Annotated in this window: 23 protein-coding genes and 1 pseudogene; 13 read left to right on the top strand and 11 right to left on the bottom strand. The window is 73.2% G+C overall.

Going from position 1 to position 20,222, the window contains the following annotated elements; genetic code table 11:
- Positions 1-234: 234 nt before the first annotated feature.
- Positions 235-621, bottom strand: a complete 387-nt coding sequence (locus AB0J12_RS32670; RefSeq protein WP_363268226.1) for a MarR family transcriptional regulator — start codon at positions 619-621, stop codon at positions 235-237.
- A 291-nt stretch (positions 622-912) separates the two neighbouring features.
- Here AB0J12_RS32670 and AB0J12_RS32665 point away from each other — a divergent pair, with 291 nt between their 5' ends.
- Positions 913-1,233: a hypothetical protein gene (locus tag AB0J12_RS32665; RefSeq protein WP_363268218.1), complete on the top strand. Its 321-nt coding sequence runs from the start codon at positions 913-915 to the stop codon at positions 1,231-1,233.
- Positions 1,234-1,352: 119 nt separating this feature from the next.
- The gene (locus AB0J12_RS32660) at positions 1,353-2,726 is read left to right on the top strand and encodes a hypothetical protein (protein WP_363268217.1); all 1,374 of its coding nucleotides are present in this window, start codon (positions 1,353-1,355) and stop codon (positions 2,724-2,726) included.
- Here AB0J12_RS32660 and AB0J12_RS32655 read toward each other — a convergent pair.
- Positions 2,669-3,355, bottom strand: a complete 687-nt coding sequence (locus AB0J12_RS32655) for a maleylpyruvate isomerase N-terminal domain-containing protein (protein ID WP_363268216.1) — start codon at positions 3,353-3,355, stop codon at positions 2,669-2,671. The genes AB0J12_RS32660 and AB0J12_RS32655 overlap by 58 nt on opposite strands.
- A 127-nt stretch (positions 3,356-3,482) precedes the next feature.
- On the opposite strand from AB0J12_RS32655, the gene AB0J12_RS32650 reads away from it, so the two are divergent.
- From AB0J12_RS32650 to AB0J12_RS32640, 3 genes are read left to right on the top strand one after another with little or no spacing between them, the layout of a single operon-like run.
- Entirely contained in the window at positions 3,483-4,031 is a 549-nt protein-coding gene (locus AB0J12_RS32650; RefSeq protein ID WP_363268214.1) for a 2Fe-2S iron-sulfur cluster-binding protein, read from the top strand.
- Complete coding sequence (locus tag AB0J12_RS32645) at positions 4,028-5,020, top strand: xanthine dehydrogenase family protein subunit M (protein ID WP_363268212.1); 993 nt, start codon at positions 4,028-4,030, stop codon at positions 5,018-5,020. The genes AB0J12_RS32650 and AB0J12_RS32645 overlap by 4 nt, the downstream gene beginning before the upstream one ends.
- A 22-nt stretch (positions 5,021-5,042) precedes the next feature.
- The gene (locus tag AB0J12_RS32640) at positions 5,043-7,142 is read left to right on the top strand and encodes a xanthine dehydrogenase family protein molybdopterin-binding subunit (RefSeq protein WP_363268211.1); all 2,100 of its coding nucleotides are present in this window, start codon (positions 5,043-5,045) and stop codon (positions 7,140-7,142) included.
- 107 nt (positions 7,143-7,249) lie between these two features.
- On the opposite strand, the gene AB0J12_RS32635 is transcribed toward AB0J12_RS32640, so the two are convergent.
- Positions 7,250-7,666 (bottom strand): hypothetical protein, encoded by a 417-nt coding sequence (locus tag AB0J12_RS32635; protein WP_363268210.1) that lies wholly within the window; start codon positions 7,664-7,666, stop codon positions 7,250-7,252.
- Between the two features lie 625 nt (positions 7,667-8,291).
- Here AB0J12_RS32635 and AB0J12_RS32630 point away from each other — a divergent pair.
- From AB0J12_RS32630 to tgmB, 3 genes are all read left to right on the top strand, one after another.
- Positions 8,292-8,432 carry a hypothetical protein gene (locus AB0J12_RS32630; protein ID WP_363268209.1) on the top strand — a complete coding sequence of 47 codons (141 nt, stop codon included), beginning with the start codon at positions 8,292-8,294 and terminating at the stop codon, positions 8,430-8,432.
- A gap of 206 nt (positions 8,433-8,638) precedes the next feature.
- A complete protein-coding gene (gene tgmA / locus AB0J12_RS32625) occupies positions 8,639-8,830 on the top strand; it encodes a putative ATP-grasp-modified RiPP (protein WP_363268208.1) in 192 nt (63 codons plus the stop codon).
- A gap of 17 nt (positions 8,831-8,847) precedes the next feature.
- Positions 8,848-9,834, top strand: a complete 987-nt coding sequence (gene tgmB / locus AB0J12_RS32620) for an ATP-grasp ribosomal peptide maturase (RefSeq protein WP_363268207.1) — start codon at positions 8,848-8,850, stop codon at positions 9,832-9,834.
- A gap of 30 nt (positions 9,835-9,864) precedes the next feature.
- Here tgmB and AB0J12_RS32615 read toward each other — a convergent pair whose 3' ends face one another.
- Together AB0J12_RS32615 and AB0J12_RS32610 are read right to left on the bottom strand one after the other, a co-directional pair.
- Positions 9,865-10,080: a hypothetical protein gene (locus tag AB0J12_RS32615; protein ID WP_363268206.1), complete on the bottom strand. Its 216-nt coding sequence runs from the start codon at positions 10,078-10,080 to the stop codon at positions 9,865-9,867.
- 141 nt (positions 10,081-10,221) lie between these two features.
- Complete coding sequence (locus tag AB0J12_RS32610; protein WP_363268205.1) at positions 10,222-10,479, bottom strand: DUF5133 domain-containing protein; 258 nt, start codon at positions 10,477-10,479, stop codon at positions 10,222-10,224.
- Positions 10,480-10,744: 265 nt separating this feature from the next.
- Between AB0J12_RS32610 and AB0J12_RS32605 the strand changes: the two genes are divergently transcribed.
- Positions 10,745-11,062 (top strand): hypothetical protein, encoded by a 318-nt coding sequence (locus AB0J12_RS32605; RefSeq protein ID WP_363268204.1) that lies wholly within the window; start codon positions 10,745-10,747, stop codon positions 11,060-11,062.
- A gap of 26 nt (positions 11,063-11,088) precedes the next feature.
- On the opposite strand, the gene AB0J12_RS32600 is transcribed toward AB0J12_RS32605, so the two are convergent.
- From AB0J12_RS32600 to AB0J12_RS32590, 3 genes are all read right to left on the bottom strand, one after another.
- Positions 11,089-11,613: an SRPBCC domain-containing protein gene (locus tag AB0J12_RS32600; RefSeq protein ID WP_363268203.1), complete on the bottom strand. Its 525-nt coding sequence runs from the start codon at positions 11,611-11,613 to the stop codon at positions 11,089-11,091.
- Between the two features lie 307 nt (positions 11,614-11,920).
- Positions 11,921-13,690 carry an ABC transporter ATP-binding protein gene (locus tag AB0J12_RS32595; protein WP_363268202.1) on the bottom strand — a complete coding sequence of 590 codons (1,770 nt, stop codon included), beginning with the start codon at positions 13,688-13,690 and terminating at the stop codon, positions 11,921-11,923.
- A gap of 83 nt (positions 13,691-13,773) precedes the next feature.
- Positions 13,774-14,355, bottom strand: coding sequence for a hypothetical protein (locus AB0J12_RS32590; protein WP_363268201.1), 582 nt, complete (start codon positions 14,353-14,355; stop codon positions 13,774-13,776).
- Between the two features lie 295 nt (positions 14,356-14,650).
- On the opposite strand from AB0J12_RS32590, the gene AB0J12_RS32585 reads away from it, so the two are divergent.
- Together AB0J12_RS32585 and AB0J12_RS32580 are read left to right on the top strand one after the other, a co-directional pair.
- Complete coding sequence (locus AB0J12_RS32585; protein WP_363268200.1) at positions 14,651-14,881, top strand: DUF397 domain-containing protein; 231 nt, start codon at positions 14,651-14,653, stop codon at positions 14,879-14,881.
- 131 nt (positions 14,882-15,012) lie between these two features.
- Positions 15,013-15,927, top strand: coding sequence for a helix-turn-helix transcriptional regulator (locus AB0J12_RS32580; protein ID WP_363268199.1), 915 nt, complete (start codon positions 15,013-15,015; stop codon positions 15,925-15,927).
- A gap of 86 nt (positions 15,928-16,013) precedes the next feature.
- Here the strand turns inward: AB0J12_RS32580 and AB0J12_RS32575 are convergent, their stop codons facing one another.
- Entirely contained in the window at positions 16,014-16,832 is an 819-nt protein-coding gene (locus AB0J12_RS32575; protein ID WP_363268198.1) for an SAM-dependent methyltransferase, read from the bottom strand.
- Between the two features lie 444 nt (positions 16,833-17,276).
- Positions 17,277-18,212 (bottom strand): annotated as a pseudogene (locus tag AB0J12_RS32570) (alpha/beta hydrolase).
- A 299-nt stretch (positions 18,213-18,511) separates the two neighbouring features.
- Here AB0J12_RS32570 and AB0J12_RS32565 point away from each other — a divergent pair.
- Both AB0J12_RS32565 and AB0J12_RS32560 read left to right on the top strand, forming a co-directional pair.
- Positions 18,512-18,739, top strand: a complete 228-nt coding sequence (locus AB0J12_RS32565; RefSeq protein WP_363268197.1) for a hypothetical protein — start codon at positions 18,512-18,514, stop codon at positions 18,737-18,739.
- 110 nt (positions 18,740-18,849) lie between these two features.
- On the top strand, positions 18,850-19,728 hold the full coding sequence (locus AB0J12_RS32560) for a Gfo/Idh/MocA family oxidoreductase (RefSeq protein ID WP_363268196.1): 879 nt from the start codon (positions 18,850-18,852) through the stop codon (positions 19,726-19,728).
- Between the two features lie 15 nt (positions 19,729-19,743).
- Here AB0J12_RS32560 and AB0J12_RS32555 read toward each other — a convergent pair whose 3' ends face one another.
- Positions 19,744-20,109 (bottom strand): hypothetical protein, encoded by a 366-nt coding sequence (locus AB0J12_RS32555; RefSeq protein ID WP_363268195.1) that lies wholly within the window; start codon positions 20,107-20,109, stop codon positions 19,744-19,746.
- Positions 20,110-20,222 lie beyond the last annotated feature (113 nt).

The raw sequence follows: 20,222 nt of genomic DNA, 5'->3' as shown, positions 1-20,222 counted from the left end.
CCATCGGAAAGGCTCGTCTCGCCGTGCACGATCACGTGCTCGGGAGGTTGACCGCGTCTCGCTCGTATGGCCCGGCTGGGGGTGCCGCTCCGTCGGCCGGTGGCGGCGCCGTTCGTGCCGGGCGGCTTCAGCGCACCCCCGGTCGAGGCCGTACCGACGCCGCGGGAGCGCCGTCGGCGCGGCCGGCGCCGTGGCCGTCCGGAGCGGGAGGGCAGCGGCGGTTCCTGACATCGGTCAGGGCCGGATGAGGGCCTGCTCCAGCAGGCCCTGCAACGTGCGCTGCTGATCCGGGCCCAGGCCGGCCAACGGCGAGTCCCGTTCGAGCAGTTCGAGGAGCCGGGTCTGCAGGGCGTGGCCCTGCTCGGTGAGCACCAGGTGCCGGGCCCGGCGATCGGTCGGGTGCGGGCGGCGCTCGACGAGGCCCTGCTTCTCCAGCCGGTCGACCACGAAGGTGGCGTTGGACGGCTCGCAGCTCATGCGTTCGGCGAGCTCCCGCATGGTCATCGGCCCGGTCATCTCCCGCAGCGCGGTCGCCTGCGGCGCGGTGAGCCCGAGCGCCTCGGCGCGTTCGCGCACATGGTCGGCGATCTGCTGGGCCAGGCCGTTGACCAGTCCGCACAGCCGGCGCTCTGCAACGGCCTGCGGCTCGACGGTCCGGCGTGGCAGCCGCTGGACGACTGACCGTCCACCGTGCGGCCGAAACGGACAGGACCCGTCCCGATGCGGATGGTGAACGGGCCCTGTCCGCCCAGATGATTGTGCTGGCCGGGGCCCGGCCGGAACCACGGGTGCGCACCGCCCGCCATGGTGAACGGCGCACACGCCGTGCGCGCGGCGTGCGTCCCGTGTGCGCCATGCCCGGACGAGAGCGCGCGGCGACATGCCGCCGTACGCCCCGGGTACCCGGCCCGCATGAACGACCGCAAGACACCCGATCCGCGTGAGGCCGCCCAGGCGGCGGAGACCGCCGACGAGCAGCGGGCCGCGTCCCGCCCCTTCGACTACCCCCACGACGAACGGCGCGCCGGCGTCCGCGCCACCCGGCACATCAGCCGCGAACAGGCCGACGCCGAGAGCGTCCCCGGAGTACCCGGCGGCTACGGCACCACGGGCGGCGGGCAGCCGAACACCCGTGGCGCCGACGCCCGGCCGGGCCGGGACGAAGCCGACGAGGAAGCCGGCGTGACGGACATCGTCGCGGGCCTGGAACCCCATCCCGACCGCAAGGAGTGACCGCGGCGGTCCGGCAGCCGGTCCGACACGCGGTACGCGCTCTCACCCCCGCGTGCTCCACGGGGGCCGCGGCGACGATACTGGCAGGACACGTCGTCCCCGCCCTCACGAACGGACCCATGCCGATCTCGCCCACGGACCGCACCGATCCCTCCACTACACCCCCGACGCTGTGGCCGGCCCGCGGCCGGTTCCTGGGGTCCGCAGCCGCCGGCGTGCTGCGCAGACACCTGCAGCGGCTGAAGGACGACGGGGCCGTCCAGGACTTCCTGGAACTGCCCGAGGACGAATCTCCCGCCGGACAGCGCGTCTTCGAGGCGCGCTGGCAGGTGCCCGAGGCGGTGACCGTCCGGGCACGGCTGACCGTCGCCATGGGCGCCGGCCACGGCCAGGAATGGCTGCTGGTCGCGGAGGCCGAACGGCCGTGGGACCTGCGCTGGCCGTCGCCGGCGGGTGTGTTCTGGCCCGCTGAGCCGGACGGCGGCTGGGCGCACGAGTCCGCGACAGGACTTCGTTTCCTCCAGGTCAACGCGCTGCCGGAGGACGACAAGGCACTGCGGCGGGTGCTGAAGGACGCCCTGCGCGACCGCTGGAGCGTCCATGTCGTCGTCCACGAGGCGATGACGCCCGACGAACGCGGCCGTGGCCCGCTCACCCGCTTCCTGCCGCCGGGCCTGCACCACCGCGTCGTGGAACACCGGGCCGCCCCGCACCAGCTGCGCGCCCTGAACTACGCGCTGCGCGACGCCGGGGTCGAGGTGCCGCGCGGAGGCGCCGCCGTCCTGCCCGGCGCCCCGGTTCCGGACGGCTGGAGCGCCGCGGACTTCTCAGTGCGCAGCGTGTTCCTGGACGGCTCGGAGCCGGTGGAGCTGGTCGACGCCGTGACCCGGTTCGCCGCCCTGGCGCGGCCGCTGCCGGACGGTGCCGCGGAACAGCTGGGCGCGCTGCGGGAGGGGTGGCACCTGTACACGCTCGAGGAGGAGCTGGAGCGCCAGCGCGCGCTGGTCGCCATGTACGCCGAGGCGCTGGAGGCGATGACGCGCTCCCGTGACCTGTACCGGGAGGCCGCGGAACGCGCGCACGAGGCCCTGGCCGCCTACCGGGAGACCGCCGCGGCGACCGTGGGTGACCAGCCGGCACCGGCGCGGCCCGTCGGCGGTCCGCTCCAGCAGCTGACCCGGACCTTCGAACGCCTGAAGATCTCCGGCCGTTCCCTGCGCCCCGCCGCCCTCCGCGAGCCTGCCGCTCCGGCCGGTCCGGCCGCCGCCGAGGAGGCCGCCGCCGACGGGACCACCTCCTTGGGTGAACCGTCCGTCGTCGGCGAGATCAGCTCTTCGGGTGAACTCTCCGTGGACGGAATCCCCTCTGCACGGGAGCCCGCCACCGCGGACAATGCCACCCCGCCGGGTGAGCCCGCCGCCGTCGGCGAGTCCGCTCAGGACAGCAGCGGCAGCCGTTCCGCGGAGGAGCCCAGTGTGCGCCGCTCCTCCTGAGTGAGAGGCGCGCGGCCCGTCGCGGCACGGGCGTAGTGCTCGTCGCTCCAGTCCAGGGGCACGGGCCGGCCCAGCAGCCCGTCCAGGGTGGCCCGCACCGCGGCGAGGCCCTCCGGCGCCGGGCCCGCGGCCCCTGGCAGGGAGACGGTGAGGTCGAGGTGGTGCACGGTGGCCTCGACGGCGAGCGTGGTGAGCAGGTCGCCCGCGGTCAGGACGTGGCCCTGGGTGCCCACGGCGCGGGCCGGGTCGGCCGCCGCACCGGCGGTGACGGTGGCGGCCGCGGTCTCCAGGTACAGGTCGCGCAGCGGGCCGAAGCTGAGGAACATGCTCGCGCTCACCCGTGTCCAGCGCCGCCCGTGCGCGGCGCCGACCGGATCCGGCGCCCAGTCGTGCCAGTAGGTCACGGCGTCCCGGTCCGCTGGTGCGGTGGCCGGCGTGTGCAAGGCGACGAGCGCGCGCTGGGCGTCGGAGAGGCAGTGGAAGACGAGGTCGCGCACGGCCCATCCGGTACAGCCCGTGGGCAGCCAGGACTCGTCGTCGCCGAGCGTTTCGACGACCGCGGCGAAAGCCCCGTAGGAGGCGCGCAGAGCGGTGACCGGGGCGACGGCGTCCGGGTGCTCAGCTGTCATGCGGCCAGCGTAGGGAGCGCACCCCGGCGGTCCGCCACCGGTTTCCGGCCATCGGCAGGTGTCGCCCGGCGCAGTCGGGATACGCGGACAGGACAGCACGACGCCCCCGTCCGGAGGGGAACACCACATGGGCAGCGAGCACCGCGCACCGTCGGCCGCGCACCATTCCGACACGACCCTCCGGGTCAACGGCAAACCGCACACCCTGACCGTCGACCACCGGCGTACCCTGCTCGACCTGCTGCGCGAGGATCTGGATCTCACCGGCGCCAAGAAGGGCTGTGACCACGGCCAGTGCGGCGCGTGCACGGTCCTGGTGGACGGGCGCCGCGTCAACGCATGCCTGCTGCTCGCCGTGGCGGCGGACGGCTGCGAGGTGACGACCGTGGAGGGCCTCGCGGGCGACGGCGAGGCATCCCACCCGCTCCAGCGGGCCTTCGCCGAGCGGGACGCCTTCCAGTGCGGGTACTGCACGCCGGGCCAGCTCTGCTCCGCGCTCGGCGCGCTCGCCGAGGCCGACGCCGGGCACCCCTCGCACGTCACGGACCCGGCGGCGCCGTCCGGCCGGCCCGTGCCGCTGACCCGGGAGGAGATCCGCGAGCGGCTCAGCGGCAACCTGTGCCGCTGCGGCGCGTATCCACGCATCGTCGACGCGGTGGAGGACGTGATCCCATGAAGCCCTTCGGCTATGTGCGGGCGGGCAGCGTCGCGGAGGCCACCGAGGCGTACGCCGCCCACCCCGGCGCCCGATACCTCGGCGGCGGCACCAACCTGGTCGACCTGATGAAGCTCGGCGTGGAACAGCCGGCCGTCCTCGTCGACGTCACCCGGCTGCCGCTGGCCGCAGTGGAGGAACTGGCGGACGGCTCCCTGCGGGTGGGCGCCCTGGTCCGCAACAGCGACCTCGCCGCGCATCCGCTGGTCCGCGACCGCTACCCGGCGCTCTCGCAGGCGCTCCTCGCGGGCGCCTCCGGCCAGCTGCGCAACGCCGCCACCACCGGCGGCAACCTGATGCAGCGCACCCGCTGCCCCTACTTCCAGGACCTGTCCAAGCCGTGCAACAAGCGTCAGCCGGGCACCGGCTGCGGCGCCCTGGACGGCGTCCACCGCGACCACGCGGTGCTCGGCCACTCCGAGAAGTGCATCGCCACCCACCCCTCGGACATGGCGGTGGCGCTGGCCGCGCTCGACGCGCGCATCGAGGTGTACGGCCCCGGCGGCGCCCGGGAGATCGCGGCGGACGTCTTCCACCGGCTGCCCGGGGAGCACCCCGAGCAGGACACCGAGCTGCGGCCGGGCGAGCTGATCACCGGTGTGCGGCTGCCGGCGGCGACGGCCGGTCTGCCCTCGCGCTACCGCAAGGCCCGCGACCGGGCGTCGTACGCCTTCGCGCTGGCGTCCGTCGCGGCGGTGCTGCATGTGGCGGACGGGGTCGTGGAGCGGGCCGGAATCGCCTTCGGGGCGCTGGCGCACCGGCCCTGGCGGGCCCGCCGCGCCGAGGAGGTGCTGCGCGGCGCGGCGCCCACCGCGGCCGCGTTCGAACACGCCGTCGATCTGGAGCTCGCCGAGGCGCGGCCGCTGCGCGACAACGCGTTCAAGGTGCCGCTCGCCCGCAATCTCGCCGTGGACGTCCTGACCGGCCTGGCCCGGTCCTCGGCGACCTGACCTGCATCCGCCAGGAGGAAGCATGACCGCCACCGCCGTGGGCGCGCCGGCCGAGCGCCGTGAAGCGCGTCTGAAGGTCTCCGGCACCGCCCGCTACGCCGCCGAGCACGCCCTGTCGGGCCGGCTCTGCGCCCGTCCGGTGCCGGCCACCGTCCCGCGCGGCCGGGTCACCGCCGTCGACGCCTCCGCCGCGCTCGCCCTGCCCGGCGTCGTCGCGGTGCTCAGCCACGACAACGCGCCGCGCCTGGGCAAGTCGAACGATCCGACGCTCGCCGTGCTGCAGGACGCGCGGGTGCCGCACCGCGGCTGGTGCGTGGCGCTGGTGGTGGCGGAGTCCCTGGAGGCGGCCCGTGCCGGTGCCGCCGCGGTCCGGGTGACGTACGCGGAGGAACCTCACGACGTGACGCTCACCGAGGACCATCCGGAGGTGTACGTCCCCGAGAAGGCCAACGCCGGGTATCCGGCGGTGCGGGAACACGGAGACCCGGAAGGCGCGTTCGCCTCCGCGGCCGTCCGCGTGGACGCCACCTACCGGGTGCCGCCGCTGCACAACCACCCCATGGAACCGCACGCCAGCACCGCCCACTGGGACGGCGAGCGGCTGAAGGTGTACACCTCCAGCCAGGGCACGTCCGTCGTGCGGATGGTGCTCGCCAGACTGTTCGACCTGCCCGAGGAGCGGATCTCGGTCGTGGCCGAGCACGTCGGCGGCGGCTTCGGCTCCAAGGGGACGCCGCGCCCGGACGTCGTTCTGGCGGCGATGGCGTCGCGGGCGACGGGACGACCGGTCACGATGGCCTACCCTCGCCGCTTCCTGCCCAGCTCGGTCGGTCACCGCGCGCCCACCGTGCAGCGGGTGCGGCTCGCCGCCGGCGCCGACGGCCGGCTGACCGCGCTGCTGCACGAGAGCACCACGCACACCTCGCGCATCAAGGAGTTCGTGGAGCAGGCGGCGGTGCCCGCCCGCGTCATGTACGACGCCCCCGGCCACCGCACCGTGCACCGCGTCGTCCGGCTCGACGTGCCCACCCCGTCCTGGATGCGGGCGCCCGGCGAGGCGCCGGGGATGTACGCGCTGGAGTCCGCGATGGACGAACTGGCCTGCGCCCTGGGCATGGACCCGGTCGAGCTGCGGGTCGTCAACGAGCCGGAGAGCGAGCCGGACAGCGGCAAGCCGTTCAGCAGCCGGCACGTCGTGGAGTGTCTGCGCGAGGGCGCCCGCCGGTTCGGCTGGGCGGAGCGCGACCCGCGGCCGGGGGCGCGGCGGCAGGGGCCGCTGCTGCTGGGCACGGGGGTGGCCGCGGCGACGTACCCGGTCGTGACGCAGCCGTCGACCGCGCGGGCGCACGCCCGGCCCGACGGCACGTTCCTCGTCGAGATCAACGCCACGGACATCGGCACGGGCGCCCGGACGGTGCTGGCGCAGGTCGCCGCCGACGCCCTCGGTGTTCCGCTGGACCGGGTGCGCACCGAGGTGGGCAGCAGCGACCTGCCGTACGCCTCCCTGGCCGGCGGGTCTTCGGGCAGCGCCTCCTGGGGCTGGGCGGTGCACGAGGCGTGCGCCCGGCTGGCCGAGCGGCTCGCCGGACGGCCGGAACCCCTTCCGGCGGAGGGGCTCACCGCCGAGGCCGACACGGCCGGGACGGCCGACGCCGAGAGCCCGTACTCCCGGCACGCCTTCGGGGCGCACTTCTCCGAGGTCGCCGTGGACACCGTCACCGGTGAGGTCCGGGTGCGCCGGCTGCTGGGCGTGTACGCGGCCGGGCGGATCCTCAACGCCCGTACGGCGCGCTCGCAGTTCGTGGGCGCGATGACGATGGGCCTGGGCATGGCGCTGACGGAGGACAGCACCGTGGACCCGGCCTTCGGCGACTTCGTCCAGTCCGACCTGGCGTCCTACCACGTGCCCGTGAACGCCGACGTGCCCGACATCGAGGCGCACTGGAGCGAGGAGGACGACACCCACCTCAACCCGATGGGCAGCAAGGGCATCGGCGAGATCGGCATCGTCGGCACGGCGGCGGCGATCGCCAACGCCGTCCACCACGCCACGGGCATCCGCCTGCGCGACCTCCCGCTGACGCCGGACAAGGTGCTGGAGGCGCTGACGGGCATGCGGTGAGCCCCGTCACCTTCGCGTGCCGGCGGGGGGTACGACGGCGACGGCCGCCACGGGGTTCTTGTGCCCCTCGTGGCGGCCGTCGCGCCGCGCGATCCCGAAACCCGGCCCTACTCGGAGGAGACCCGCTCCCCCACCGCCGCCGGGGTCGCCGCCGGTTGCGGGGCCGGGCGTTCACCGGCCGGCCGCACGCACAGCGCCGCGAGTGCGGTCAGGGCGGCGGCGAGGACCAGCGGGCCGGTGATCCAGGGCGGTGCGGCCGTCAGCACGAGGAAGCGCGACAGACCCGCCACGTCGATCCGGCCGACCAGCAGTCGGGCCGCCGCCAGGGCCGCCGGTACGGCCACCGCCGCACCGAGGACGGGCAGCGCGGGGCGCCGGCGGGTGAGCAGCAGGGCCGGCAGCAGGCACAGGGCGGACAGCCCGAAGGCCACGCCGTACACCCGGGCCGGTGCGCCGTCGCGGTGCAACGGGAACCAGGCCACGCCGCACAGGGCGAGAACGAGCGCGGCGAGACGGCCGGCCATGACGCGAGCGCGGCGGGCGGCCCGTCCTCGCGGGACGACGAGGGCTGTTGGGCCGGGGCGGCCGCCTCCGCCGCCGGTTGGTCCGCGGCGGGCGGCGCGGGCGGCGCCTGCGCGGCGCGCTGCTCCCGCTCGCGGGCCGGCCGCCCGACGAGTCCACCAGCTCCTCCGCCGGGCGGCCGGTGGCGGCGGGCGGCCGCCCGCACGGCCTCGTCGCCGCGGTGCTGCTCCGCCGGTTCGCGGTAGAGCAGTTCCATCAGCCGGGTTACCTCAGCGACCGGGCGGTGCGCGGCGGCGGCGCGGATCATCTCGTCGGCGTCCCCGGCGCGGTACGGAGGCCGGGAGAACACCGCGACCAGCCGGCTGGCGTCCTCCACGGGCCGTTCGACCCCGACGGCGCGCAGCACGTCGGTCGCCGCGCCCGCGTACTGCCCGGACTGCTGGAGGTTGAGGGATGCGGTCGCGCCTGGTCCGAGAACTCGCGGGACTCGGCGGGCCCGTTGGAACGGACGTTCGCGAGAACGGTTTCGCCGCGCGGGGCGGTAACCGGGCCCGGAAACGGGAATCCGTGAATCGAAAGCGGGGGAAGAGCAGACGCGGTGCGGCGCTCCGCGCCAGGGGAGGACTCGTGGACACGACCACCACGCGCGCCGCCGTCCTGCCGGCCGACGTCCTGCCCGACGCCCTCCATCCGGACGACATCGCCGCACTCCCCCGCGCACCGCGGTTCCCGCGCCGTCTCGCGCACCGTGCCGCACCGGCGAGCTGACCACCGGAAGTCCCCGGCCCGCACACCCTCTTCACCACCGCGTCACGACGGGCGACGAGACCCAACTCCGCGCCGATCACGCAGAGTAAGGAAACCATTCACCCGTTCGATTCGTATAAGTGACTGGAGGTCGCAGGAACGCGCTGGCCAAGGGGCGCCGCACGGCGGCACCACGTGTTCGATGCAGTACCGACGAGGGAGAGACGATGCAACCGTTCGCGCTCAACTACGCACGGCCCGCTGCGGAGTTGGAGTTCTCCGTTCCGTACACCTACGACTCCGGGCTGCAGTTGAACGTGCTCATCGACGGCCGGATCGCCGCCCGCGACCACGCGCTGCTGAGGGAGCTGGGGACCACGACGTCGACGGCGGGCTCCAAAACCCACTTCGACGACTGAACGCGAGACCGCCGACAATGACCGTACTGATCCTCACTTGTGAAGAGGACGTGACGGCCGACATGGTGGTGGTCCACCTGAACGCCGCCGCGGTACCAGTGGTCCGGCTCGACCCGGCCGATCTCACCGAGGGCGTCGCGCTCTCCGGCGAGTACGTCCACGGGGCGTTCCGCGGCCATCTCTCGTCCGCGGGACGCCTGGTGAGCCTGCACGGCCTGCGGTCGGTGTGGGTCCGCAGACCCGGCGCCGCGGCCGCGCGGGCACCGCACGCGTCGACGTGGCTGACGGAGGAGTCCGCGCAGGCGCTGTACGGCATGCTCCGCGGCAGCGGCGCGCGCTGGATGAACCACCCGGACGCGGCCCGCCGTGCCCGGCACAAGCCGTGGCAGCTGCACCTCGCCCAGCGCTGCGGGCTGCCCGTTCCGGCCACGCTGATCACGACGTTTCCGCAGGCGGCCCGGGAGTTCGCCGAACGCTATCCGGATCTGGTCGTCAAGCCGGTCTCCGGCGCGCATCCGCAGGATCCGCCGCGGGCGGTGCCGACCAGCCGGATCGCGCCGGACACCGACTTCTCGGCGGTCGCCTATGGCCCGACCCTGCTGCAGCGCCGGATCGCCAAACGGGCCGACATCCGGCTGACCGCCATCGGGGAGCGCCTGCTGGCCGCCCGCAAGCCGGCCGATCCGCAGGCGCATCCGGACCTGGTCGACGTCCGTTTCGACGCGTCGGGCAGACCGTGGGAGCCGGCCGAGGTGCCGCCGCGGGTGGCGGAGGCGGTGCAGGGCTATCTGCGGGAGGCGGAACTGGCGTACGGCGCCTTCGACTTCGCCGAGGACGCCGACGGGACCTGGTGGTTCCTGGAGTGCAACCAGTCGGGCCAGTTCGGTTTCGTGGAGGTGGACACGGGCCAGCCGATCGCCCGCGCCATCGCCGAATGGCTGGGGCGGCCCCTCACGGACCGGCGGCCCCAGCACGTCAACTGCACCGGCTGCGTCCTGCCCTGAGCCGTAGGGGCGGACCAGGCCGGTGCGGGGTCACTGCGAGCGCGGTGCGGGCAGCATGGCGGTGCGCTGCCAGCCGGCGCCGGGGTGGGCGGAGCGCGGGGACGGGTCGTGGTAGCCCGGAGAGCGCAGCGGGCGCAGGACCATTTCCAGCTCCCTGTTCACGCGCTCGGCCTCCCGGCGCACCTCGGTGGGTACGTCTCCGCATTCGGCGATCAGTCGGTCGTAGATGGGGGAATCCTGGAACACCCGGTGCTCTTCCTCTCGTGGGCCCGCGTGGTGGGCACGAGGGTCGAGTCTAGGCGCCCTCGCCGACGCCCGGGTGCGTTACCCCGCAGTCCCGCACACCGGCGATCGGCCGGTGTGCGGGTCGTCAGGGGTCCGTGCGGGTCACACCGCAAGGGACAGGCCGTTGTCGCCGTCCGTCTCGCTGGTCTGCGGCTGCGGCCGGTTCGCCGCCAGAAGCAGGGCGTCCGCCCTGGCGATCGCGTCGTACACGCTCGTCGTGCCCATCAGGACGCACAGGGTGTAGCTCACGTCCTCCAACTCCCGGGCCGTCGCCGGCCTCTCCCTCTCCGCCTGGGCGATCTTGAGTGATGCGTACTGCGTCAGCAGATGCCTGACGACCTTCGGGTCCGGAACCAGCACGGAGCTCCCCTCTCTCGATTTTTTGCTCCGTATGCCCCGCCCTGGCAGGATCATGCACGCTTTCCTCGCTGAATGGCAGGATTTACGGCCATGACGGGCCGTGGCGACCAAATTTGTCACGCACGGGTCGCGGAACCATCACGGCACGGGCACGTCCGCCGAATTCACCCGAACCGAGGGCGAGTCGCCAGGAACCGCTTCTTCGCCGCGCCGGGGGGAGTTGGACAGGGAGCACGGCCTCCCCGTCTACGAACGGTGTCCACCGATGAGTTGGTCCGCCCGCGCCCTGTGCGCGCTCTACGTCGTCACCAGCGCCGGTCTGGCCTGGACGGCCGTCCTGGACTTCGGCCACGGTCCCGCCCGGGCCGGGTGTCTGTTCAGCGCAGCGAGTCTGGTCCCGCTGATCGCCCTGGTGCGGGAGACGGAAAGCCCCGGGTGCGGCGGCGGCGCGCGGCCGGACGCGACGGAGGCGCTCGTCCGCGCGGAACTGGGGGCGGCCTGCTGCGAACGCTGGTGGACCAGTCTGGGCACGTCCCACGACGCGGCCTGCCGCCACCGCACCCACCGCAGCAACGCGGCCTGACGTCGGCCGCGTTAAGGGGGCCCGGCTCAGGCTTCGGCCGCCAGGGCGGCCGCCAGACCGTTCAACCGCAGGCGGGTGGCGCCACGCAGGTGCGGGAGGTCGTGTTCCGGCTCCGCCGACGCCGCCAGGAAGGCCGCCTGCTCGGTCCACCGCAGCCGGGTGCCGTCCGACTCCGGGTCCAGTTCCACGGTCACGAGCGAGGACCAACGCACGACGTCGTCCACGCGGGCCGTGTAGGCGTAGACGATCCGCGAGCACGGCGTGATGTCGAGGTACCGGGACCGGTAGCCGAGTTGCTCCGGCGGCGCGCCGGGAACGGGGAAGACACTCGACGCGGCCTCACCGCCGTCCACCGCGAAGTCGTGACGGTACGCCACCTCGCGGCCGGGCAGCTTGAACCACCGGCGCCGGAGGGGCGCGTCGGAGAACGCCTCGAACACGGCGCTCGGCGGGGCGGCGAGACGGAGTGACACCGTGAAGGTGTCGTGCCGCACCCCGGCGAGCGGGGCGCCGGATCCCTCGGTGGCGGCGTCGGGCGCAGTGGCTCCCATGGTGCCCAAGTCTCCTCACGGGATGTCAGGGATGTCAGGTGGTCGTTACGTTCGGAGACCCGGGCCGCAGGCATGGGCGCCCTTGACCGCGAGGCATCCTGGGCGGGCCTCCCATGTTTTACCCATCAGCACATTACTGCTTGCGCCCCGGACCCCGTCGGCCTTTGTTCCGCCGTCCACCGTCTCCCCGGTGCCGTCGAACGCTCCGCGGGACGATGCACGCGAGAGGGGATCGTCGACCGCGGCCGATCCGCGCGACACCGGGGTGGGTGGCTCTCGGGAACGACGACGCGCGTGCAGCCGCCGCTCAGGCGGCCTGCCCCGCGTGCAGCGCCGTGTAGGCCCCGCCGCGCCGAAGGAGTTCCTCATGGGTGCCGGTCTCCAGGATGCGGCCCTCGCCCATCACCACGATCCGGTCGGCGCCGCGGACCGTGGACAGCCGGTGCGCGACCATGAAGGTGGTGCGGCCACGCAGCAGCCGGGCGAGCGCCTGCTGCACCAGCGCCTCGGAGCGGGTGTCGAGTGCCGAGGTCGCCTCGTCGAGGATCAGCACCTTGGGATCGCGGATCAGCGCGCGGGCGATGGCGAGCCGCTGGCGCTGCCCGCCCGACAGGCGCGCCCCGTGCTCGCCCACCAGGGTGTCCAGGCCTTGCGGGAGCCGGTCGACGAACTCCAGCGCGTTGGCGTCGCGCAGCGCGGCCCGCACGGTCTCCTCGTCCGCCTCGTCCTCCATGCCGTAGGCGACGTTCTCCCGGACCGTGCCGTCGAACAGGATCGACTCCTGGGGTACGACGGACACGAACCGGCGGTAGGTGCGCAGGTCGAGCGTGGCCATGTCGGTTCCGTCCAGCAGCAGCCGCCCCGAGGTGGGCCGGATGAAGCCGATGACGAGGTTCAGCACGGTCGACTTGCCCGCGCCGGACGCGCCGACGAGCGCGACGGTCTCACCGGGCACGACGGACAGCGTGAAGTCGCGCACCACGACCCGGTCGGCGTCGTAAGCGTGGCCGACGCTCTCGAAGGTGACGGCGCCGCGCAGGGAGGTGAGTTCGGTCTTGCCCTCGTTGTCCTCCAACTCGGGCGCCTGGAGGACCTCGCCGACGGAACGGACGGACTCCAGGCCCTTGGTGATCACAGGGGCGAGGCCTGCCAGGGTGGTCGTGGAGTTGGTGAGGGTGGTGAGAAAGGCGCTGAGCATGACGACGTCACCGGCGCTCACGCCCCACACGCCGTGGTAGGAGACGAGGGCGGCACCCTCGAGGACACACACGCCGACGACGTTGAGCACCACCCAGGACAGCGAGCCGAAGCGGCCGTTGACGAGGTCGAGGCGCATCCCGGAGCTGAGCAGCCGGCGCAGGGTGCCGTCCATGCGGCGCAGCGCCTTGCCCTCCAGGCCGTGGGCGCGAGTGACCGGGATGAGCCGGGTCATCTCCGTGACGCGCGAGGAGAGGGCCTCCACCTCATGCCGGAAGTTCTCGTTGTGGGTGCGCAGGCGGGCCCGCAGCCGGGCGACGAGCAGGGCGGCGGCGGGGACGACCACGAGGAAGACGGGCAGGAACTCCGGTGTGCGCACGGCGATGATGACCAGTCCGCCGGTCAGCACGGTGAGGGCGCCGAGGCCCAGCTCGGCGGTCTGCTGGACCATCTGCTCGACCGTCTCGACATCGCGCACCACCTTGGCCTGCAGCACGCCCGCGCTGACCCGGGAGTGGTAGCCGATGGAGAGCTGCTGCATGCGCGTGCACAGCGCCGAGCGCAGTGTGGTGCCCATGCGGCGCACACTGCCGTAGAGGAGACGGACGTACAGCAGGTGCAGCGGGTAGTTGACGACCAGGATGAACATGATGATCCCGGTCGAGGTCCAGATCCGGTCCACCGGCCCGTGCTGGACGACGGTGTCGATGATGGACGCGGTGATCAGCGGCAGCAGCCATATCGGGCTGTGCTTGACGGTGAAGACGACGACCGCTGCGGCGAGGCGACGGCGGTCGGCGCGAAAGAGGTAGGCGAGCGTGCGGATCGGGTGTTCGTCCCGGTAGCGGTGGTCGAGCGGTCTTTCCAGCGACGACGCCATCGGCGGTGGCCTTCCCAGGTGCGGAGTCAGGAGTAAGCGGTTTCTCCACGCTGGGGTCCACGACTACACCAGGCGCGGCCGCCTCACACGCGCTGTCCGCTGTCCGAGACGTGCGATCCCCACTCGCCGAGCGCGCGGGCCAGTTCGGTGGTGGCGCGCGAGATCTCCGCGTCACCCTCGGCCATCAGATGGCGCAGCACACCGCGCCGGTCGCGCACCGCCTGACGGGCGGCCCGCTCCCAGGTCACGTGGTTCTCGCGGTGGTTGAGGAGCTTGGGGTAGGCGGCGGCGGTGCTCTCCCACTGCCGGGCGTCCGCGATGCTCTTGAGCAGCTGGATGATCCGCGCCCGGCAGGAGACGTGGGGCAGCTGGGCCAGTTCCCACAGGAACGGGACGGTGACGGCGGTGGCCTGTTCCACCACGAAGCCGTACTGGCAGATGCGTTTCCGCACATCCTCCAGCGCGGCACGGGCCGTCGCGGGGTCTCCCCAGGCGATCGTGTTCAGCAGCAGCGGGATCGCCGCGGCGGAGCCGGTGGAGTCCTTGATCTCCGCCCAGGGCACCTGCCCGAGGCCGGCCAGCGGCGCCTGCCGGGCCGCTGCCGCGGCGGGGGCGTCGCTCTCCGTGCGCGATGTGCTCTGCTGTCCGGTCGGAGCGGTGCGCATGACGTGGGGCCTTTCCACGGCGGTCGGGTCAGCTCGCAGGGGCCGGTCGGCCCGGGAGGCCGGACGGTTCGCCGGCCGAGTGCCTCACGTGCCCGCACACCCCGGCGGCGCCCGATGACCGTTGCGCTGTCGACGCAGGTGAGAGCACGTCTTCTCCCTGAAATGACGTCAGGACCGGGCGCCCTCCCGCGGGTTGACGCCACGGCTATTATCCACGCAGACGGCGCTCGCGTGCAATTGCACGAGAAATTGCGCGACACTGCGTCGACGGGTCGGTCACGGCAAGGAGACTGCGATGCCACCAGTACGCAACGGAGTGCGAGCGAGTTCGCTGGACGCCCGGTGGATGAAGAGCCGGTACAGCAACGCCGAGGGGAACTGCGTGGAAGTCGCACCCCTGATCGAGGGCGGCATCGCGCTGCGCAACTCCCGTGACCCGGACGGCCCCGCGCTGATCTACACGGCCTCGGAGATTGCGGCGTTCCTGGCGGGCGCGAAGGACGGCGAGTTCGACCACCTGGTCTGACGCGGACCCGGGGCCCGTTCGGCCGATCCGGGCTCGGACCCAACTCCCCCGGATCGGGTGGACGATGGGCCGCATCGGGAACGAGTACGATATTCTGGCCGCCAGGTCTGCCGGTCAACGGGGAGTGAAGGATGTCCGCTCAGTCGCATCGCCTCTCCCGGCTGGAATCGTATCTGGACCGGTCGGAGCCCGCGCCGACTTTGCTGAAGATGCTGGTCGGCGTCCAGCTGGCCGGTTTCCGCGAGGACGCCGGGTACTCCCAGGACCAGGCCGCCAAGGAACTCGGTTTCAGTGGCGCCAAGCTGTCCCGCATCGAGTCCGGCAAGAGCCGCCGCCCTCCGGCCGAGAGCGATGTGCGCGACCTGCTGACGCTGTACGGCACCGACGAGTACGAGGCGTCGGTGCTGCTGAGGCTGTTGCAGCGGGCCGGTGAGCCCGGCTGGTGGCAGCGCTACGACAAGCGGCTGATGCCGGAGTGGTTCGAGCGGCTGGTGGGGCTCCAGGAGGCGGCGGCCACCATCCGTACCTTCGAGATCCAGTACGTGCCCGGTCTGCTGCAGACTCCGGCCTACACGCAGGCCGTCGTCAAGCGTGGCCTGCCGAACGCACCGGCGGGCGAGGTGCAGCGCCGCGTGGAGCTGCGGATGCGCCGGGCCCGGCTGCTGCTGCGGGAGGACGCGCCGCAGCTGTGGGCGGTCGTCGACGAATCGGTCCTGCTGCGCGTGCTGGGCGGCAAGGACGTCATGCGCGAGCAGCTCGAGCACCTCATCGAGATGGCGGAACGCCCGAACGTGACCGTCCAGGTCGTGCCGCTGGACGTGACGGACGCGTCGGCGCCCGCGATCCCGATCACCTACCTGCGCTTCGACGGTCTCGATCTGCCGGACGTGGTCTACCTGGAGCACATCCGCAGCGCGAACTTCCTCGAGGACCGCGACGAGACCGAGGAATACCGCTTCGCCCTGGACCGCCTCGCGGATGAGGCCCTCAAGCCACGCGAGACGATCGAGCTGCTGCGCGAGACGGTGAAGAGCCGCTACACCTAGGCCCCGTCGCTCGGATCAGGCCGGCTGTGAGGTGCGATACCTCTGGGCCCACCCGAGCGGGGCTCGGTGCGTGCAGTTGCAAGGGGTCAGACGATCCGGCCCACTCCGCCGAACTCGATCCACTCGTGGCTGAGCTGGCGCGGCGCGACCTCGGTGTCCGGGCGCCAGGTGGAGACCTCCACCAGGCCTGGCTCCAGGATCTCCAGCCCCTCGAAGAGTTCGGCGACGTCCTTCTCCTGGCGCACGCGGCCCCAGCGGCCCTGCGTCGCCTGGTCCATGAAGTCGGTGACGAAGGCGCGCACCTCGGGATCCTCGCTGACCAGCTGGCACATCACCAGGTAGCTGCCGGGCACGAGGCGCCGCGCGACCCGGCGGGCCACGGCGAGCGGCCCGTCGGTGTCGCTGTCGGGGATGCAGTGGAAGACGGAGTTGAACAGCACGGCGACGGGCTGGGAGAAGTCGATCAGGCGTCGCGTGTCGGAGTGGTCGAAGATCTTGTCCGTGTCGCGCAGGTCGGCGTGGATGACGGTGGTGCGCTCGTCCTGCTCCAGCAGCGCCCGGCCGTGCACCAGCACCATGGGGTCGTTGTCGACGTAGACGACGTGCGCGGTGGGATCGAGACGCTGGGCGACCTGGTGGACGTTTTCCTGGGTGGGCAGGCCTGAGCCGTGGTCCAGGAACTGCCGGATGCCGTGCTCCCCGGCGAGGGTCCGCACGACGCGCTGCAGGAAGTGACGGTTGTTCAGGGCGAGCCGGCGGGTGCTGGGGACGACCTTGTCGAGCTGCTCGCACGCCGCGCGGTCGGCGGCGTAGTTGTCCCTGCCGCCCAGGTAGTGGTCGTACATGCGCGCGGCCGTCGGCACGGAGGCGTCGATCTCCGTGGACAGCTCCCCGTCACTCCGCATTGCGTCCCCAACTCCCGTAAACGGCACCGGAACCGGCAGCACAGAGAGTACAGGCCCGGGGCACGGCGTTGGCCCGTTCGGGTACACGCATCCCGAACCTTCGCCGGTGGTCGCCGGGCCCCGTGCGGCCTCCCTCAGGAGTGGCGCCCCCTCCGATACTCCTCCACGCCCGGCGCCCGGTGCGCCTCCTCCATGGCCACCAGACCGCCCACCGCCTTCGCGTCCGGCCTCCGCCGCCGCGCAACCGTTCCAGCAGGGCGTCCACCGCGTGCCGGCGTGGACCCGGCCGGTACCGCGGTGTCACGGGTTCCAGGGGCGTCTGTCTGGTCATTCCCGCGACGTTACTGTCGCGTAACGCAGGCGCGGCCCGGCTTGTGCCGCTGCCCAACGCACCGGCCCCGGCGGCACCACCCCGCCGGGGGCGGCCGCCGGGCGGGCGGACGGTCAGGAAGTGTGCGGGCAGTTGCCCCGGTACTCCTCGATGGTCAGGCTCGGCCGCGGCAGCGGGCACAGGAACTGCTCGTAGCGGGTGTCGTTGCCGATGAAGCGCTTCAGCCACGCGATGCTGTACTTGGCGATCGTCGTGTTCGAGGTGTTGGGCGTGAAGTGGGTGGCTCCGTTCAGCTCCAGGTACGCGCGGTCCAGGGAGGCGGGGAGACTGCTGTAGAAGGGCTCGGCATGGGTTGGCCACGGAGGGCGATCGTGTCGCCGTCGACGCCGAAGATCAGGGTGGGGGTGCTGACCTCCGGCCAGGTCTTGTCGAGGTTCCACGGCGTCAGCGGGATCGCCGCCTGCAGCGAGGGCCGGGCCTTCGCGGCCTCCAGGCTGCCGCCGCCCATCGAGTGGCCCATGACCCCGAGGCGTGTGCTGTCGACGCGGCCGCGGACGGAGCTGTTCCGGGTGAGGTAGTCGAGCGCCGCGAGCAACTGCCCTCCTCTCGAGTCGGTGGTCCAGCGTGGTGAGTGTGTCGATGGTGAAGACGACGAATCCCTGCGACGCCAGGCGCTCGCCGAGCCAGGCGATGGAGGACTGGGTGCCGGTGCAGCCGGGTGAGACGGCGATGGCCCCGAAGGTGCCGTCGGCGGTGCTGGTCGGGTAGTAGATGGTGCCCCCGCCGAAGCCGGTGACGGAGAGCCGCGAGACGGTCGTCTCGGAGACGGCGTACGGCCCGCGGAGCGCCTCGATGCTCGCCGCGGTCGGCGCCGGGCCGCGCTCGTAGGGGTTGTCCGCCCCGTGGGCCGCGGTGCCGCCCAGGGTGGTCAGGGCGACGACGGCGGCGAGGGAGGCGGCGAAGGCGGCGAGCCGGCCGCCACGGCGGGTGGAACGGGTGGGGCGGGCTCGGTGGGCCGGGGCCGCGGTGCTGGTGCGCGGGTGCTGCACGACGAGTGGTCCTCTCGGTCGTGGCGAACGCCCGCCCGGACGAGGGCACGGCTGGGGTGCCGCGACCTGCGGGCGCCGCCGTTGAGCTGGCGGTGCCACTGTCGGCGGGGGGCTGCCGCGCGCGGACCGGCAAAGTCACCGGTCTTGTCGCCGTGTTGCCGGAGGTACCAGAGGGACATACCGTCTTCTTTACGCATATCCCATCGCGTATCGTCACGGATTCTTCACCGGCTTCGAACGCATCATCGGCTCGGCCCGGAGCACCCGTGAAGACATTCCCGAGGGCCTAGGGGGCTGTCGTGGTCTGGGTCGCCGTTCTTCTGCTGCCGTTGCTGTCCGTTCTGCTGCTGATCATGGATCGTATGGAGGACCGCTTGTTCACCGCCTTGCCGGTCAGACACCGGCACGCGGCGCGCCGACGCCATCTGCGTCTCGTGCGCGGCGGGCGGGCGGGTTCCCCGCGCAAACACGCGGCGGACGCCGTGGCGTCCGACCCGGCCGGGCCCGCCGAGCGCCCGGCGGCGTGAGCCGGTCCGTTCGGTCCGTTCGGTCCGGGGTGTCCGCGGACCCGGCGGTGTGCCACGCTCGTGCGTGACCTCGCCGGAGGACCGTGAAGACGACCCTGTGAAGGAGTGGCATGCGCATCGGACTGCTCGGCACCGGACCCTGGGCACGCTTGGTGCACGCCCCCGCGCTCGCCGAACACGAGGCCGTGGACTTGGTCGGCGTCTGGGGCCGCCGGCCCGAGGTGGCCAAGGAACTGGCCGGGAGCCACGGCACCAGGGCCTACGACGACGTGGACGACCTGCTCGCCGACGTGGACGCCGTCGCCGTCGCGCTGGCGCCCGATGTACAGGCCGAACTCGCGGCGCGGGCCGCCCGGGCGGGACGGCACCTGCTCCTCGACAAGCCGCTGGCCACCTCGGTCACCGGCGGGCGCGCCGTGGCCGACGCGGTGCGGGAGGCCCAGGTCGCCTCGATCGTCTTCTTCACCACCCGGTTCCAGCCGGAGTCCGAGGCGTGGATCACCGAACAGGCGGAGCAGGGTGGCTGGTTCACCGCGCGGGCGCAGTGGCTGGGCGCGGCGTTCGCCGAGGGCAGCCCCTACGCGGCCTCCCCCTGGCGCCGGGAGCGCGGCGCGCTGTGGGACGTCGGCCCGCACGCGCTGTCCGTCCTGCTGCCGGTGCTGGGGGACGTCGAGCAGGTGGCCGCCGCGGCACACGGGCCCGAGGACACCGTGCACCTGGTGCTGCGGCATGCCGGCGGCGCCTCCGGCGCGCTGGACCTGAGCCTGACCGCACCGCCCGAGGCCGCCGGCGCCGTGGTGGAACTGCGCGGCAAGTCGGGCGTGACGCGGCTTCCGGAACGGACCCAGGGGGCGCAGCAGTCGTACGCCCGGGCCGTCGAGGCCCTGCTGGCAGCCGCCCGGGACGGCAGCCCCCACCCGTGCGACGCCGCCTTCGGCCTGCGGGTCACGACGATCCTCGCCGAGGCCGAGGACCTGCTGCGGGGCTGATCGACGAGAGATCCCCTAGGCTCTCGGCTCCGCGGGACCACTGCTCGCCGGAGCGGCGGCCCGGTCGTCTGCGTAGGGCTCGTCGCTCCAGCGGAACCAGGCACGGTCGTCCTCGATGTGCAGCAGGAACTCGGCGACCGGGCCGTGCGGGGCGTGCAGGGTCACCGTGCGGGAGATGTCGTCCCAGACCCGCTCCCACGCGTCCCAGTCCTCGTCGTCGGCCAGCGCCAGCTCCCGCTCGAACAAGGCGCGCACCGAGCCGAAGGCCGGACCGGCGGCGAACCGCCCGCGCAGCCAGGGGAAGTCGGCCTCCTCGACGACGACCTCCCCGATCGCGCCCGCCGCACCGGTCAGTCGCCACACCTGGCCCTGGTAACCCATGACGCCTCTCCCCCCTCGCCCGGCGATCGCGCGTGGATCATGCCGTGTGCCCCAGCATCGCACCCGGCACTGACAGCGCCGCGCGGCCCGACCCGGGGTGCGGGAGGTGGAGG

This window comes from Streptomyces sp. NPDC049915 (assembly GCF_040656475.1).
Taxonomy (GTDB): domain Bacteria; phylum Actinomycetota; class Actinomycetes; order Streptomycetales; family Streptomycetaceae; genus Streptomyces.
Note: the sequence above shows the minus strand (reverse complement) of the source record. Positions and strands in the feature narration are given on the sequence as shown.

Bases quoted from the DNA above. Each gene is read 5' to 3' on its own strand.
- AB0J12_RS32665 (WP_363268218.1), top strand. From the start codon at position 913: ATGAACGACCGCAAGACACCCGATCCGCGTGAGGCCGCCCAGGCGGCG.
- AB0J12_RS32660 (WP_363268217.1), top strand. From the start codon at position 1,353: ATGCCGATCTCGCCCACGGACCGCACCGATCCCTCCACTACACCCCCG.
- AB0J12_RS32655 (WP_363268216.1), bottom strand. From the start codon at position 3,355: ATGACAGCTGAGCACCCGGACGCCGTCGCCCCGGTCACCGCTCTGCGC.
- AB0J12_RS32650 (WP_363268214.1), top strand. From the start codon at position 3,483: ATGGGCAGCGAGCACCGCGCACCGTCGGCCGCGCACCATTCCGACACG.
- AB0J12_RS32645 (WP_363268212.1), top strand. From the start codon at position 4,028: ATGAAGCCCTTCGGCTATGTGCGGGCGGGCAGCGTCGCGGAGGCCACC.
- AB0J12_RS32640 (WP_363268211.1), top strand. From the start codon at position 5,043: ATGACCGCCACCGCCGTGGGCGCGCCGGCCGAGCGCCGTGAAGCGCGT.
- AB0J12_RS32635 (WP_363268210.1), bottom strand. From the start codon at position 7,666: ATGGCCGGCCGTCTCGCCGCGCTCGTTCTCGCCCTGTGCGGCGTGGCC.
- tgmA (WP_363268208.1), top strand. From the start codon at position 8,639: ATGCAACCGTTCGCGCTCAACTACGCACGGCCCGCTGCGGAGTTGGAG.
- tgmB (WP_363268207.1), top strand. From the start codon at position 8,848: ATGACCGTACTGATCCTCACTTGTGAAGAGGACGTGACGGCCGACATG.
- AB0J12_RS32605 (WP_363268204.1), top strand. From the start codon at position 10,745: ATGAGTTGGTCCGCCCGCGCCCTGTGCGCGCTCTACGTCGTCACCAGC.
- AB0J12_RS32600 (WP_363268203.1), bottom strand. From the start codon at position 11,613: ATGGGAGCCACTGCGCCCGACGCCGCCACCGAGGGATCCGGCGCCCCG.
- AB0J12_RS32595 (WP_363268202.1), bottom strand. From the start codon at position 13,690: ATGGCGTCGTCGCTGGAAAGACCGCTCGACCACCGCTACCGGGACGAA.
- AB0J12_RS32590 (WP_363268201.1), bottom strand. From the start codon at position 14,355: ATGCGCACCGCTCCGACCGGACAGCAGAGCACATCGCGCACGGAGAGC.
- AB0J12_RS32585 (WP_363268200.1), top strand. From the start codon at position 14,651: ATGCCACCAGTACGCAACGGAGTGCGAGCGAGTTCGCTGGACGCCCGG.
- AB0J12_RS32580 (WP_363268199.1), top strand. From the start codon at position 15,013: ATGTCCGCTCAGTCGCATCGCCTCTCCCGGCTGGAATCGTATCTGGAC.
- AB0J12_RS32575 (WP_363268198.1), bottom strand. From the start codon at position 16,832: ATGCGGAGTGACGGGGAGCTGTCCACGGAGATCGACGCCTCCGTGCCG.
- AB0J12_RS32560 (WP_363268196.1), top strand. From the start codon at position 18,850: ATGCGCATCGGACTGCTCGGCACCGGACCCTGGGCACGCTTGGTGCAC.
- AB0J12_RS32555 (WP_363268195.1), bottom strand. From the start codon at position 20,109: ATGGGTTACCAGGGCCAGGTGTGGCGACTGACCGGTGCGGCGGGCGCG.